This window comes from Pseudomonas sp. NPDC088429 (assembly GCF_044753305.1).
GTDB classification, from domain to species: domain Bacteria; phylum Pseudomonadota; class Gammaproteobacteria; order Pseudomonadales; family Pseudomonadaceae; genus Aquipseudomonas; species Aquipseudomonas rustica.
In genome coordinates, this window is the sequence record NZ_JBIVMX010000014.1 from 91390 (window position 1) to 105680 (window position 14291).

Below are 14291 nucleotides of genomic sequence, written 5' to 3' on the forward strand. Positions count from 1 at the left end.
AAAAGGGCGGCGTCTGACAACAAATCAGGCGACCGCTGATTTCGCGCGTGGAAACCGACAGTGATAGTCAGGTTCGGCGAATTCGCTGAATCTTTTGATACAGGAGTACATCCATGCTGGTCTTACGCCCAGTTGAGATAACCGACCTGCCTCAGTTGCAACAATTGGCCCGCGACAGTCTGGTGGGCGTGACCTCCCTGCCGGATGACAGCGAACGGTTGCGCGAGAAAATCGCCGCGTCCTGCGCTTCGTTTGATCGCGATGCGAGCGCGCACGGCCCGGAGAATTACTTTTTCGTGCTCGAAGATATTGATAACCGGCGCCTCGTCGGTTGCTCCGAGATTGTCTCGACGGCGGGTTTTGATGAACCGTTCTACAGCCTGCGCAATCGCCACTTCACCAGTGCCTCGCGCGAGCTGAACATCGAACACGGCGTGCCTGCGTTGTCGCTGTGCCACGACCTCAACGATCACACCTTGCTGCGCGGTTTCCACATCGACGCGGCGCTGGAGCGCACGCCATTTTCTGAATTGCTCTCGCGAGCGCGTTTGCTGTTTATCGCCGCTCATTCGCAACGTTTTGCCGAGGCAGTGATTACCGAAATCGTCGGATACAGCGATGCGGACGGCAACTCGCCATTCTGGGATGCACTGGGCAAGTATTTTTTCGACTTGCCCTACGTTGAAGCCGAGCGCCTGTGCGGGTTGCAGAGCCGGCGCTTTCTCGCCGAACTGATGCCGCAATACCCGATTTACGTGCCGATGCTGCCGTTGGCGGCACAGGAATGTATCGGTCGCATCCACCCGGACGGTCAGGAAGCCTTCGACATCCTTCAGCGCGAGGGCTTCGAAACCAACAGCTACATCGACCTGTTCGACGCTGGTCCGACGCTGTATGCGCGCACCGCGAACATCCGTTCGATCACCCATAGCCAGACCGCTCAAGTCCATTCGCAACCACAGATCGATGCGCGTGGCCGTTATCTGCTGAGCAATGACGCGCTGCACGGTTACCGCGCGATTGTCGCCGAACTGGATTATCAGCCAGGGCAACCGCTGGCCCTCACCCCGGCCCTGTGTGCCGCATTGCACGTGAGCGAAGGCAGCCCGATCCGGCTGATTGCCCTGTGAGCCGCCCGAACAGCCGCGTAAAAGGAGTTACCGCATGATTGTCCGCCCGGTCAAAGTCAGCGACCTGCCTGCGTTGATGACGCTGGTACAACAGGCCGGCCCGGGGTTTACCACCCTGCCGGCCAACGAAGATCGCCTGGCCCACCGGGTGCGCTGGGCGCAACGTGCGTTCGCCGAACAGGTGGAACGCGCCGACGCCGACTATCTGTTCGTGCTCGAAGACGATGACCAGCGGGTGATCGGCGTCAGCGCGATGTCGGGCGCGGTCGGTTTGCGCGAGCCCTGGTACAACTATCGCGTTGGTTTGACTGTGAGTTCGGCACCGGATCTGGGGATTCAGCGGCAGATTCCGACGCTGTTCCTCAACAACGAACTGACCGGGCAATCGGAGCTGTGTTCGCTGTTCCTGCGCCATGATCAGCGCACCGGCAGCAATGGACGATTGTTGTCGTTGGGGCGTTTGCTGTTCGTCGCCGAGTTTCCGCATCTGTTTGGCGAAAGGATGATCGCCGAACTACGCGGCAGCGCTGATGAGCAGGGTTGTTCGCCGTTCTGGGACAGTCTGGGGCGACACTTTTTCCAGATGGATTTCACCCATGCCGACCACTTGTCCGGCTTGGGCAACAAATCCTTCATTGCCGAACTGATGCCGCGTCAGCCGCTGTACACCTGCCTGCTCACCGAACAGGCGCAGGCTGCAATCGGTCAGGCGCACCCGAATACCGAGCCGGCGCTGAAGATTCTTCAAGCCGAAGGATTTGCGCACAAAGGTTACATCGACATTTTTGACGGCGGCCCGGTGATTGAGGCGCCGATCCGCAACATCCGCACCGTGCGCGACAGCCTGGAACTGACCTTGAGCCTTGGCACGCCAGATGAGCAGGCGCCGTTGTGGCTGATCCACAACCGTCGTCTGGAAAACTGCCGCATCACCGTCGCCCGCGGTCGCCGCGTCGGCAGCAGCTTGGTGGTTGATCGCCTGACGGCGCAACGTTTGCAGCTGCAACCGGGCAATTCGGTACGCGCGGTGATGCTGCCGAATCAACAGCAGCAGGCTGTCGCTGCCTGACGATCCGCCATAGTGGTATATGTGCCAAGGAGACCCCTGTGGCGAGGGGATTTAGCGAACCGTCGCACCGCCCCGCTGGGCTGCGAAGCGGCCCCAAAACCAGCCACCTCTTTTCCCCTGATGTACCGCATTTGCCGGTCTTACGACTGCTTCGCAGCCGATCGGGGCGGTGCGACGTTTCGCTAAATCCCCTCGCCACAATTATTTCATCAGCACAATAATCTCCTCCCCCCAGAAATCCTCCCTGAACAGATAATTGCTTTAGCACAGACAAATCCCCTGCCCACAGGTGATACCTTTCAGCAAACGGCTCCCCGCCTGACCAGCCGCGCAAATTCGTCATGATCCTTGACCCATTCGCGTGATAGCCTTTTAAACCTTCGGCGTTGACACATTTGCTCAAGCCTTTCCATTCCTTTGTATTGGTGGAACTCGTATGTCCAGGCTTTCTCATCAAGATTTGCGCCGTAACTTCCGTCAGTTGCTGGCCTCCGACACTTGCTACCACACAGCATCGGTGTTCGACCCGATGTCGGCCCGCATCGCCGCTGACCTGGGTTTTGAAGTGGGGATTCTCGGTGGTTCCGTGGCCTCGTTGCAGGTGCTCGGTGCCCCTGACTTTGCCCTGATCACCCTCAGCGAGTTCGCCGAACAGGCCACCCGTATCGGCCGCGTTGCGCAATTGCCGGTAATCGCCGACGCCGACCACGGCTACGGCAATGCCCTCAACGTGATGCGCACCATCGTTGAACTGGAACGCGCCGGCGTCGCCGCCCTGACCATCGAAGACACCTTGCTGCCCGCGCAATTCGGCCGTAAATCCACCGACCTGATCACCGTCGCCGAAGGCGTCGGCAAGATCCGCGCGGCACTGGAAGCCCGGGTCGACACGGAAATGGCGATCATCGCGCGCACCAACGCCGGCATCCTGCCCAACCAGGAAATCATCAGCCGCACCAAGCAATACCAAGCGGCGGGCGCTGACGGCATCTGCATGGTTGGCATTCAAGACTTCGATCAACTGGAACAGATCGCCGAACACCTGACCGTGCCGCTGATGCTGGTCACCTACGGCAACCCGGCGCTGCGCGACGACAAGCGTCTGGCCGAGCTCGGCGTGCGCGTGACCATCGACGGTCATGGCGCGTACTTTGCGGCGATCAAAGCGACGTACGACAGCCTGCGCGAACAGCGGCAGATTTTCACTCAGGCATCGGATCTGAGCGCGACCGAATTGACGCACACCTATACCCAGCCTGAGGAATACATCCTGTGGGCAAAGGAATACATGAGTGTCAAAGAGTAAAGCGCTGGGTCGGCTGGCCCCTTCGCGAGCAGGCTCGCTCCCACATTGGAATGCGGTCAACTGTAGGAGTGAGCCTGCTCGCGAAGGCGGCGTGTCAGGCACAATTTGAGCGTCTGACCCACCGCATTCGCGAGCAAGCCCGCTCCCACAAGGGTAATGCGCTGCAGCTATCAGACCGAATCAAGCAACTCGTGTCGCGGTTTGCTATCGCAATTGCAGATCACCCGATTGCGCCCGCCTGCCTTCGCCTCATACAGCGCCTGATCGGCATCATTGAGCCAACGGGTCGCGTCGGCATGCGCGGGGTCGTACGCCGCCAGGCCGATACTCAAACTGACCTTCAGCGCCGGATTCTGCTCATAAACCATCGTGGCGAACCGCTCGCGCAACGCCTCCATCGCCTGCGCGGCATTGAACAGCGGCAAGTCCGGAAGAATCACGCAAAACTCATCACCGCCATAACGCCCCGCGACATCAGTGGAGCGCAGGTTCTGCTTGAGCATTTTGCTCAACTGCCGCAACACAATATCCCCCGCCACATGGCCGTAGGTGTCGTTAATCGACTTGAAATGATCGATATCGATCAAGGCAATCGCCGCGCCCTGAGTTTGCCGCTTGCAACGTTGAAACATGCTGTCCAGTTGATCCTTCCAGGCGCCGTGATTGAGCAGCCCGGTGAGGCTGTCGGTGCGGCTCAGGGCCAGCAATTCGCGTTTGTGCTGCCCCAGCGTGTAGGCCTGACGGAAACAGATCCAGCCCAACGCCAGCGGATACAGCATCAGCAGCGGCAAGCAGGCGTAAAGTTGTGTGGGAGAAGTGACCGCAACAAATGCCGGGGCAAACACCACAAGACCAACGCCAACCCCGAGAATCTGCGCCGCCAGGCCCGCCAGCAGAAAACGCACCCCGCCGATGGCGACATTGTTCATGGCCATCATCGAAACGGTGGTGGCGCTGGGCAGCGGATTGAAATGCATCGCCGCGACCCAAAAGCCGCCGAAAAAGGCGTCGATCAATAAATTACGGTGTTCGGCGTGATACGGCGTGGGTGAGCGTCGCGCCCATTGAAACGCCAGATGCGGCCAGACGGCCCCGTTGATCAACATCACCACCCACACCCAGGCCGGCGGATCGAGCGGATACATCGCCACACTGACGCAAACGAGCCCCAGCGCCAGCCCAATGGTGCGCGATGTATAAAGCCTCCTGGCCAATGAAAGTCCTTTTCCCCCGGTGTTTCCCATAAGGGCCTCGATGACTCGACGGAACCTGCGCACAGCATTGAATAGATGTGCTGGGAGTCTATCAGGGCAACGTTAAATAGCCATCACCGGCCAGCGGCCACAAAACGGCAACAACACACTCCCGTAGGAGCTGCGGCACGCTGCGATCTTTTGATCCTGGCTCTGACAATCAAAAGATCGCAGCCTCGTTTCACTCGACAGCTCCTACAGGCCGAATATTTGGCTATACATGAAAGGAGCAAAACGGAAAAACAACTATAAGAAGGAGGCCCATGCGCAGTTATCAAGTGTTGATCATCGGCAGCGGTTTTGGCGGCCAGTGCGCGGCGGTCAATTTGCTCAAGGCCGGTATCGACGATTTTCGCATGCTGGAGCGACGCGATTTTTTCGGCGGCACCTGGTGCCAGAACACCTACCCCGGCGCAGCGGTGGATGTGCCGTCGCCGCTGTATTCCCTGTCGTTTGCGCCGTATCGCTGGTCGCAGATGTTTGCCGAGCAGGCCGAATTACAGCGTTACACCGAATACGTGATCGACCAATTCAACCTCCGCGAGCGCGTGGAACTGCAGGCGAATGTCGAGCGCGTCGAGTGGGATGAGCTGGAAAAACGCTGGACGGTTTACACCAGCGCCAAAGGCATTTATTACGCGCAGTTCCTGATCAATGCCAGCGGCCCGCTGAGCCAACCGGTGATCCCACACTTTGCGGGGCAGGATCGCTTTCAGGGCAAGACATTTCATACAAACAATTGGGATCACGACTACGACTATCGCGGTAAACGCGTCGCCATCATTGGCAGCGGTGCGAGCGCGGCGCAGGTGATTCCGGCGATTGCTCCCGAGGTCGAGCATTTACACGTTTTCCAACGCACGCCGCACTGGGTATTACCCCGCGCGGATCGCGTTTTCGGGCCGTTTCAACGTTGGCTGCTCGGCATCAAACCCGCCTACAAGCTGCTGAGATGGCTGATTTACTGGCAATTCGAAACCCGGGTCATCGCTTTCAAATACTCCAAACCAGCGATTCATCTGGTGCAGAAGCAAGCTCTCAAGTTTCTCAAACGCCAGGTGCCTGACCCGGTGCTGCGCGAAAAACTCACACCCGACTTCACCATCGGTTGCAAACGGGTGTTGGTCTCCAGCACCTATTACCCGGCGCTGACTCGCCCCAACGTGACGCTGCACAGCCGCGAACATGGCATCGCCTCAATCGATGAAAGCGGAATCGACACGGTTGATGGCCAGCACATCGACGTGGATCTGATCGTCTGGTCGACCGGTTACGACGCCACCGACGGCGTTATTTCCTACCCCGTCAGCGGCAAAAACGCTGTGCAACTCAGAGATGTCTGGGCCGAATATCCCCGCGCATACCTCGGCACCAGCCTGCCGGACTTTCCCAACCTGTTTATCGTCACCGGGCCGAACACCGGCATTGGCCATACATCGGCGCTGTTCATCATCGAATCGCAGATGAACTACATCATCGACTGCATAAGAACGCTCAAAACCAAAGGTTTGCGCAGCATCGAAGTGCGCCCCGAAGCGGAACGTACCTACACTGAGATGATCCATCGGGAGATGGAGCGCACGGTCTGGAAGTCCGGCGGTTGCCACAGTTGGTATCAAAGCAAGAGCGGTCATGTGATCGCGATGTTTCCCGGCTTCAGTTTCAGCTATTACCGGTTGACCCGGGCGCTGAAACCGGCCGACCACATTCTGTCCTGAACACGTAAAAGGAAGACGTCGATGCTTTTGCTGTTTGTCGCCCTCGCGGTATTCGTGGCCTGGAGCTGGTTGAGTTACCCGGCGGTCGGCCATTGGCTGTACGACCTGAACATGGCCATCGAGGCCAAGTTGTACAAGTTGCACAAAATCGAAGTGCCGATCGCCGAGATGACGGTGTCGACCTGGCAGGGTGGGCCTTATGAAGCGTCCAGCGCGATCCTGATGTTGCACGGCTACAGCGCCGACAAAAATTTGTGGCTGCGCTTCGCCCGGCATTTTGTCCGGCAGTATCGAGTGATCATTCCGGACTTGGCGGGCCATGGCGAAACCGGCTTTAAGGCTGGCGGCGGTTATGACATTCCGCTGCAAGCCAAACGCATGATTCAGTTGCTCGACGTCTGCGGCGTGGAGAAAGTCCATGTGATCGGCAACTCGATGGGCGGCTACATTGCGGCGTGGCTGGCGGCGACGTACCCGGATCGCATCGCCTCGGTGGCGTTGATTGACCCGGCCGGCGTCACGGCACCGCAGGCCAGCGACATGGAACGGCATCTGGCGCGCGGGCATAACCCGTTTCTGATTAACTCTCGCGAAGAGTTCAAAAACTTCTACGCGATGACCATGGAATCGCCGCCGTGGGTGCCGAAACTGGTGCTCGACGCGATCGCTCAGCGCTACGAACAAAATCGCGATGACCTCGAAGAAATCTTCCGCGACTTCCGCGCCAGCCCGCCGATGGAACCGAAGCTGGCCGAGATCAAATGCCCGGCGCTGCTACTCTGGGGACGTAAGGATCGCTTGATCGACGTCAGCAGCGTGCCGGTCTGGAGCAAGGGCATCGCCAATTTGCGCGTGGACGTGTGGGATAACGTCGGGCACATGCCGATGGTCGAACAGCCGTCGAATACCGCGCGGTTGTATCGGGAGTTTTTGGGTAATCAACGCGCATGAATGTAATCAACCCATTCCTGTGGCGAGGGGATTTATCCCCGTTGGGCTGCGAAGCGGCCCCAGCTCTTCCATTGAGGGGTATCAGACACACCGGACTCTCAGGATTGGGGCCGCTGCGCGACCCAACGGGGATAAATCCCCTCGCCACAGGGGAAAGTGTTCATCCAAGGAGCTGGGGGGTGAGATGAACATTCTTTATGACGAACGCCTCGACGGTGCGCTGCCGGACGTTAATAAAGTCCAACTGTTGAAAACCCTGCAACAAGCCATCCCCGATCTCGACATTTTGTGGCGCGAAGAAGAACTCAAACCCTACGAATGCGACGGCCTCTCCGCCTACCGCACCACGCCGATGCTGGTCGCCCTGCCCCGGCGAATCGAGCAAGTGCAAACCCTGCTCAAACTCTGCCACCAAAACAACGTCCCGGTGGTCGCTCGCGGCGCCGGCACCGGCTTATCCGGTGGCGCCTTGCCACTGGAAAAAGGCCTGCTGCTGGTGATGGCACGCTTCAACAACATCCTGCACATCGACCACGCCGCCCGCACCGCGCGGGTTCAACCCGGGGTGCGCAATCTGGCGATTTCCCAGGCCGCCGCGCCGTTCGGTTTGTATTACGCGCCGGATCCATCCTCGCAAATCGCCTGTTCCATCGGCGGCAACGTCGCTGAAAACGCTGGCGGCGTGCATTGCCTCAAATACGGCCTGACCGTGCACAACCTGCTGAAAATCGAAGTGCTGACTATCGAAGGCGAACGCCTGACCCTCGGCTCCGATGCCCTCGATTCACCCGGTTTCGACTTGCTCGCGCTGTTCACCGGCTCTGAAGGCTTGCTCGGGATCATCACCGAAGTCACGGTCAAACTGCTGCCCAAACCACAAGTGGCGAAAGTGCTGCTGGCCAGTTTCGATTCGGTGGAAAAGGCTGGTCGTGCGGTCGCTGAAATCATCGCAGCGGGGATCATTCCCGGCGGCCTGGAAATGATGGACAACCTCGCCATCCGCGCCGCTGAAGACTTTATCCACGCCGGCTACCCGGTGGATGCCGAGGCGATTCTGCTGTGCGAACTCGATGGCGTCGAAGCCGACGTCCACGACGATTGCCAACGAGTGCGCGAGGTCATGAATCTGGCTGGCGCCACCGAAGTGCGCCAGGCCCGCGACGAGGCTGAGCGCGTGCGTTTCTGGGCCGGCCGCAAAAATGCCTTCCCGGCCATCGGTCGGCTGTCACCCGATTACTACTGCATGGACGGCACCATCCCGCGCCGCGAATTGCCCGGCGTTTTGCAAGGCATCGCCCGCCTCGGCGAAGAATACGGCTTGCGCGTGGCCAACGTGTTCCATGCCGGCGATGGCAACATGCACCCGCTGATCCTGTTCGACGCCAACCAACCCGGCGAACTGCATCGCGCCGAAGCCTTGGGCGGAAAGATCCTCGAACTGTGCGTACAGGTCGGCGGCAGCATCACCGGCGAACACGGTGTCGGTCGCGAGAAAATCAATCAAATGTGCGCGCAATTCAACAGCGACGAACTGAGCCTGTTTCACGCGGTAAAAGCCGCGTTCGACCCGAAAGGCCTGCTCAACCCCGGCAAAAACATTCCGACTCTGCACCGCTGCGCCGAATTCGGTGCGATGCACATTCATGCCGGGCAACTGCCCTTCCCCGAACTGGAGCGTTTCTGATGGCTGACGTCGACGCCTTGCTCGATCAGGTCAACGAAGCGCGGGCCAATGCCACACCGCTGAAAATCCAGGGTGGCAACAGCAAGGCGTTTCTCGGTCGCGAGGTGGCCGGTGAAGTGCTCGACACTCGCGCGCATCGCGGCATCGTGGCTTACGATCCCACCGAACTGGTGATCACTGCGCGCGCCGGCACGCCGTTGTCCGAACTACTCGCGACGCTGGATGAAAACGGGCAAATGCTGCCATGCGAACCGCCGTCGTTCGCCGACAGCGCCACGGTTGGCGGAATGATCGCGACAGGATTGTCCGGGCCTCGGCGACCGTGGTCGGGTTCAGTGCGGGATTTCGTGCTTGGCACGCGCGTTATCACCGGCCTCGGTCAGCATGTGCGTTTCGGCGGTGAAGTGATGAAAAACGTTGCCGGATATGACCTGTCGCGGCTGATGGCCGGCAGTTTCGGCTGCCTCGGCGTGCTCACCGAGGTCTCGCTGAAAGTCCTGCCCAAACCCCGCCAATGCCTGAGCATTCGCCTCGATATCGACTGTGCGCGGGCGCTGGCCAAACTGGCCGAGTGGGGCCAGCAACCGTTGCCGATCAGCGCTGCGTGTCACGATGGCGAAAGTCTTTATTTGCGTCTTGAGGGCGGCGAAGGCTCGGTGACGGCGGCACATCAACGCCTCGGTGGCGAGGCGTTGGACTCCGTGTTCTGGCGGAATTTAAATGAACAGCGCCTGAGCTTTTTCGACGAAGGCCAGCCGCTGTGGCGCCTGTCGCTGCCAAACAATCTCGGGCCGCTGGACTTGCCCGGCGAGCAACTGATCGACTGGGCCGGCGCGCAACGCTGGCTGAAATCCTCCAGCGCCGACATTCATGCCCTCGCCCAGTCACTCGGTGGCCATGCGACCTGCTTCACCCATGGTGCCAGCGAATCACCGCTTCAGCCTTTGCCCGCGACATTGCTGCGCTATCACCGCCAGCTAAAAGCGCAACTCGACCCGCAAGGGCTGTTCAATCCCGGGCGGATGTACGCGGAGTTCTAGCCATGCAAACCACCCTCAGCGAACAATCGCGACAGTTGCCCCGCGCCGCCGAGGCGGAAAAAATCCTGCGCACCTGTGTGCATTGCGGTTTCTGTAACGCGACGTGCCCGACCTATCAATTGCTCGGCGACGAACTCGACGGCCCGCGCGGGCGCATCTACCTGATCAAGCAGGTGCTCGAGGGCGCGCCGCCAACCGCGCAGACACAACTGCATCTGGATCGCTGCCTGTCGTGCCGCAACTGCGAAGCCACCTGCCCGTCCGGCGTCGACTATCACAACTTGCTCGACATCGGTCGCGCGGTGGTCGACCACGCGGTGCCGCGCCCGGCCGCACAACGTCTATTGCGCGAAGGCCTGCGCGCATTGGCGCCGAATCCGCGACTGTTCAAAGGACTGCTGCGAGTGGGCACAACGTTTCGCCCGCTGCTGCCGCGCTTGCTTGAGAGCAAACTGCCGCAGCATCTGTTGGTCAAGGGTTCGCGCCCTGCCCCTCGGCATGCTCGCCGTGTGTTGTTGCTCGAAGGCTGCGTGCAACCGGGTTTGTCGCCGAAAACCAACGACGCGACGGCGCGGGTGCTGGATCGCTTGGGCATCAGCGTCACGCCGGTGGCCGAGGCCGGTTGTTGCGGTGCACTGGATTATCACCTCGACGCCCAAGCCAAAGGCCTCGCCCGCGCCCGACAGAACATCGACGCGTGGTGGCCACATCTGCAAAACGGCGCCGAAGCAATTGTGCAAACGGCCAGCGGCTGCGGCGCGTTCATCAAGGATTACGGGCATTTGCTCGCGGACGATCCGGTCTACGCGGCGAAAGCGCAGCGCATCAGCGAAATGACTTTGGATCTGGTGCAGATCCTCACCCGAGAACCACTGGAGCAAGTGTGCGCCGCCAGCGAACGACGCATCGCCGTGCATTGCCCGTGCACCTTGCAGCACGCGTTGAAACTCGGCGGCACCGTCGAAGCAGTCTTGTCCCGCATCGGTTTCAACCTCACCGCTGTCCCCGATGGCCATTTGTGCTGCGGTTCAGCAGGGACTTACTCATTGACCCAACCGGTGCTGGCCCGGCAACTGCGCGACAACCGCCTCAATGCGCTGGAGAGCGGCCGTCCTGAGCTGATCGTCACCTCCAACGTCGGCTGCCAAAGCCATCTAGCCAGCGCCGGCCGCACGCCAGTCATGCACTGGATCGAACTGGTGGATCAGTCGTTGGCAGAATGAAGTTCGTAGGATTCTTCGTTTGCCGACGTAGGCGAAGGCTGCGATCTTTTCGTCTATCCAATACGTGACCGTGGCAGGAATTTTTTTCATGACCGTGCAGCCGTTCGTCAGCCCCGACCTGATCCGCCAAAGCTTCTCCAAAGCGATGTCCGACATGTACCGCGAAGAGGTGCCGCTGTACGGCGCGCTGATGGAATTGGTCGAACAGACCAACCGCAGCGTTCTTGACCGGGACACGCAAATTGCCCGGCAACTGGAAAGCACCGGCGAAATCGAACGGCTGGACATGGAACGCCACGGTGCCATCCGCGTCGGCACTGCGACCGAACTGGCCACCCTCGCCCGCCTGTTTGCGGTGATGGGCATGCAACCGGTGGGTTATTACGATCTGACGCCGGCGGGTGTGCCGGTGCATTCCACGGCGTTTCGCGCGGTGCATGAGGATTCGCTGCAAGTCAGCCCGTTCAGGGTCTTCACGTCGTTGCTGCGGCTGGAATTGATCAACGATCCCGATGTGCGCACCTTCGCTGAATCCGTGCTGGCCAAGCGTTCGATCTTTACCCCTACGGCGTTGCGTCTGATTTCCCAGGCAGAAACGGCTGGCGGACTGACGGAAAGCGAAGCGCAGGAATTCGTCCTACAGGTATTGGAGACCTTTCGCTGGCATCACAGCGCAACGGTCACCGCCGCGCAGTACCAGACGCTCAGCGCTCAACATCGATTGATCGCCGACGTGGTCGCCTTCAAAGGCCCGCACATCAACCATCTGACCCCGCGCACGCTGGACATCGACCGCGTGCAAGAGCAAATGCCCGTCCATGGCATCACCCCGAAAGCCGTGATCGAAGGCCCGCCGCGCCGGCAGTGCCCGATCCTGCTGCGCCAGACCAGTTTCAAAGCGCTGGATGAGCCAATCGCCTTTACCGACCAGGACGAAATCCGAGGCAGCCACAGCGCGCGTTTCGGCGAAATCGAACAGCGCGGTGCAGCACTCACACCCAAGGGTCGCGCCCTGTATGACTTACTGTTGAATGCTGCTCGCGATGAACTGGGGGACTTCCCCAACGAAGCCAACGCCGCACGCTACAACGCGCTGATGACTCAGCACTTTGGCGAATTTCCTGACAGCGTCGAGGGCATGCGCGAACAAGAGCTGGCGTATTTTCGCTATTTCGCTACGGAAAAAGGACTGGCGGCGGGAGGACTTGGCGACGCGTCACTGGAGCAATTACTGCGCGATGGCTACGTGAAGGCAGAACCGCTGGTGTACGAAGATTTCCTGCCGGTTAGCGCTGCGGGGATTTTTCAGTCGAACCTTGGCGATGCCGCGCAAACGCACTATGGCGAGCATTCCAACCGACAGGCATTCGAACAGGCACTGGGCCGCGCGACCATCGACGAGTTGGGCTTATATGCCGAAACCCAAAAGCGCTCAATTGATGAGAGCCTGGCCGCACTTTCGGGTAACCGCTGAAAAGATCGCAGCCTGCGGCAGCTCCTACATTAGGGTGTGGATTCCCCTGTAGGAGCTGCCGAAGGCTGCGATCTTTTGATCTTAAAAAAAACTCAGCGCAATCTCGAAAGCAGCGCAAACGCCGTCTCTTCCGAAGAAGCCGGATTCTGCCCCGTCAGCAACAACCCATCCTCACGGGTATAAACCGACCAATCCGGCCCTTTCGAAAAAATCCCGCCCTTGGCCTTCAACTCATCTTCAACCAAAAACGGCACCACATTCGTCAACTGCACCGCCTCTTCCTCACTGTTGGTAAACCCGGTCACCTGCTTGCCCTTGACCAGCGGTTCACCGTCCGGACCTTTGGCATGGCGCAACACGCCCGGCGCATGACACACCGCCGCCACCGGTTTGCCCGCGTTATAAAACGCCTCGATCAACGCGATGGAATGACGATCCTCGGCCAGATCCCAGAGCGGCCCATGACCGCCCGGGTAAAACACCGCATCGAAATCCGCCGCTTTCACAGAATCCAGTTTCACCGTAGAAGCCAACGCCGACTGCGCCGCAGAATCCTTGCGAAAGCGCCCGGTCGCTTCAGTCTGCGCATCCGGCTCGTCGCTCTTCGGATCCAGCGGCGGCTGGCCACCCTTGGGCGAGGCCAGTGTCAGCTGCGCGCCGGCATCCTTGAACACGTAATACGGGGCAGCGAACTCCTCCAGCCAGAAGCCGGTTTTCTTGCCGGTGTCGCCCAATTGATCGTGGGAGGTCAGAACCATCAGAATTTTCATGTCGTTCGGTCTCACTCGGTTTGAGGAATTTTCAGACACAGGTCTGCGGGTGTGAGTGATTGACCCTCAGTAACGCAGGATCGTTTCAAATGAGCGGGTGATGGCATCAGGCCTTGATGCGCAAGAAGTTGCGCACTTGTTGATGATCCGCGGCCATCAATCCCGCTACACACCAGAGGCGACAAGGGCTTCAGGCGAGTGCGCAAGAAGTTGCGCACCACTGCGCAACTTCTTGCGCACATTCGCCATGAATCACCGTCAATCATCCCGAATTCAGCTCTGCGCATTAGCGAACACCCCGGTTTCACTGGCTCTGAAACCTGTTGGCACGCTCCTTGATAACAGTCAGGCACCCACCGGGCGTTTTCGCCTCCGGGCACCTAAACTTTATTCCGCAAGGAGAGCACCCCATGGCAACACCAGCGTACATGTCGGTTACCGGCGAAAAACAAGGCCTGATCACTGCCGGCGCCTTCACCCCCGACTCCGTTGGCAACACCTACCAGGAAGGCCACGAAAACCAGGTTATGGTTCAGGCTTTCAGCCACGACGTGATCATCCCGCGTGACCCGCAATCCGGTCAGCCAACCGGTCAGCGCGTTCACAAGCCAGTTGTGATCACCAAGGTCTACGACAAGGCTTCGCCTCTGCTGCAAGCTGCTCTGACCTCCGG

The 14291-nt window shown here is 59.7% G+C and carries 12 protein-coding genes; 10 read left to right on the plus strand and 2 right to left on the minus strand.

Features of this window, described 5'->3' with window-relative positions:
• Positions 1–113 precede the first annotated feature (113 nt).
• From ACIP66_RS10595 to ACIP66_RS10605, 3 genes are all read left to right on the plus strand, one after another.
• A complete protein-coding gene (locus ACIP66_RS10595) occupies positions 114–1130 on the plus strand; it encodes an arginine N-succinyltransferase (RefSeq protein ID WP_400647765.1) in 1017 nt (338 codons plus the stop codon).
• 34 nt (positions 1131–1164) lie between these two features.
• Positions 1165–2199: an arginine N-succinyltransferase gene (gene astA / locus ACIP66_RS10600; RefSeq protein WP_282358769.1), complete on the plus strand. Its 1035-nt coding sequence runs from the start codon at positions 1165–1167 to the stop codon at positions 2197–2199.
• A gap of 436 nt (positions 2200–2635) precedes the next feature.
• Positions 2636–3505, plus strand: a complete 870-nt coding sequence (locus ACIP66_RS10605; RefSeq protein WP_053119221.1) for an oxaloacetate decarboxylase — start codon at positions 2636–2638, stop codon at positions 3503–3505.
• Positions 3506–3675: 170 nt separating this feature from the next.
• Here ACIP66_RS10605 and ACIP66_RS10610 read toward each other — a convergent pair whose 3' ends face one another.
• Complete coding sequence (locus tag ACIP66_RS10610; RefSeq protein ID WP_400647767.1) at positions 3676–4749, minus strand: diguanylate cyclase; 1074 nt, start codon at positions 4747–4749, stop codon at positions 3676–3678.
• Between the two features lie 272 nt (positions 4750–5021).
• On the opposite strand from ACIP66_RS10610, the gene ACIP66_RS10615 reads away from it, so the two are divergent.
• The 6 genes from ACIP66_RS10615 to ACIP66_RS10640 all read left to right on the plus strand — a co-directional run bounded on the left by ACIP66_RS10615 (position 5022) and on the right by ACIP66_RS10640 (position 12848).
• A complete protein-coding gene (locus ACIP66_RS10615) occupies positions 5022–6476 on the plus strand; it encodes a flavin-containing monooxygenase (RefSeq protein WP_400647770.1) in 1455 nt (484 codons plus the stop codon).
• Between the two features lie 21 nt (positions 6477–6497).
• On the plus strand, positions 6498–7427 hold the full coding sequence (locus tag ACIP66_RS10620; RefSeq protein ID WP_400647773.1) for an alpha/beta fold hydrolase: 930 nt from the start codon (positions 6498–6500) through the stop codon (positions 7425–7427).
• Positions 7428–7611: 184 nt separating this feature from the next.
• Positions 7612–9111, plus strand: a complete 1500-nt coding sequence (gene glcD / locus ACIP66_RS10625) for a glycolate oxidase subunit GlcD (RefSeq protein ID WP_400647775.1) — start codon at positions 7612–7614, stop codon at positions 9109–9111.
• A complete protein-coding gene (gene glcE, locus ACIP66_RS10630) occupies positions 9111–10151 on the plus strand; it encodes a glycolate oxidase subunit GlcE (protein ID WP_400647778.1) in 1041 nt (346 codons plus the stop codon). The genes glcD and glcE overlap by 1 nt, the downstream gene beginning before the upstream one ends.
• Positions 10152–10153: 2 nt before the next feature.
• The gene (glcF, locus tag ACIP66_RS10635) at positions 10154–11374 is read left to right on the plus strand and encodes a glycolate oxidase subunit GlcF (RefSeq protein ID WP_400647781.1); all 1221 of its coding nucleotides are present in this window, start codon (positions 10154–10156) and stop codon (positions 11372–11374) included.
• An 88-nt stretch (positions 11375–11462) separates the two neighbouring features.
• Positions 11463–12848, plus strand: a complete 1386-nt coding sequence (locus tag ACIP66_RS10640) for a VOC family protein (protein ID WP_400647784.1) — start codon at positions 11463–11465, stop codon at positions 12846–12848.
• 92 nt (positions 12849–12940) lie between these two features.
• On the opposite strand, the gene ACIP66_RS10645 is transcribed toward ACIP66_RS10640, so the two are convergent.
• Positions 12941–13618, minus strand: a complete 678-nt coding sequence (locus ACIP66_RS10645) for a type 1 glutamine amidotransferase domain-containing protein (protein ID WP_400647787.1) — start codon at positions 13616–13618, stop codon at positions 12941–12943.
• Positions 13619–14028: 410 nt separating this feature from the next.
• Between ACIP66_RS10645 and tssD the strand changes: the two genes are divergently transcribed.
• Positions 14029–14291: type VI secretion system tube protein TssD (gene tssD, locus ACIP66_RS10650; RefSeq protein WP_400647790.1), on the plus strand; the 263-nt coding region annotated here is incomplete at its 3' end.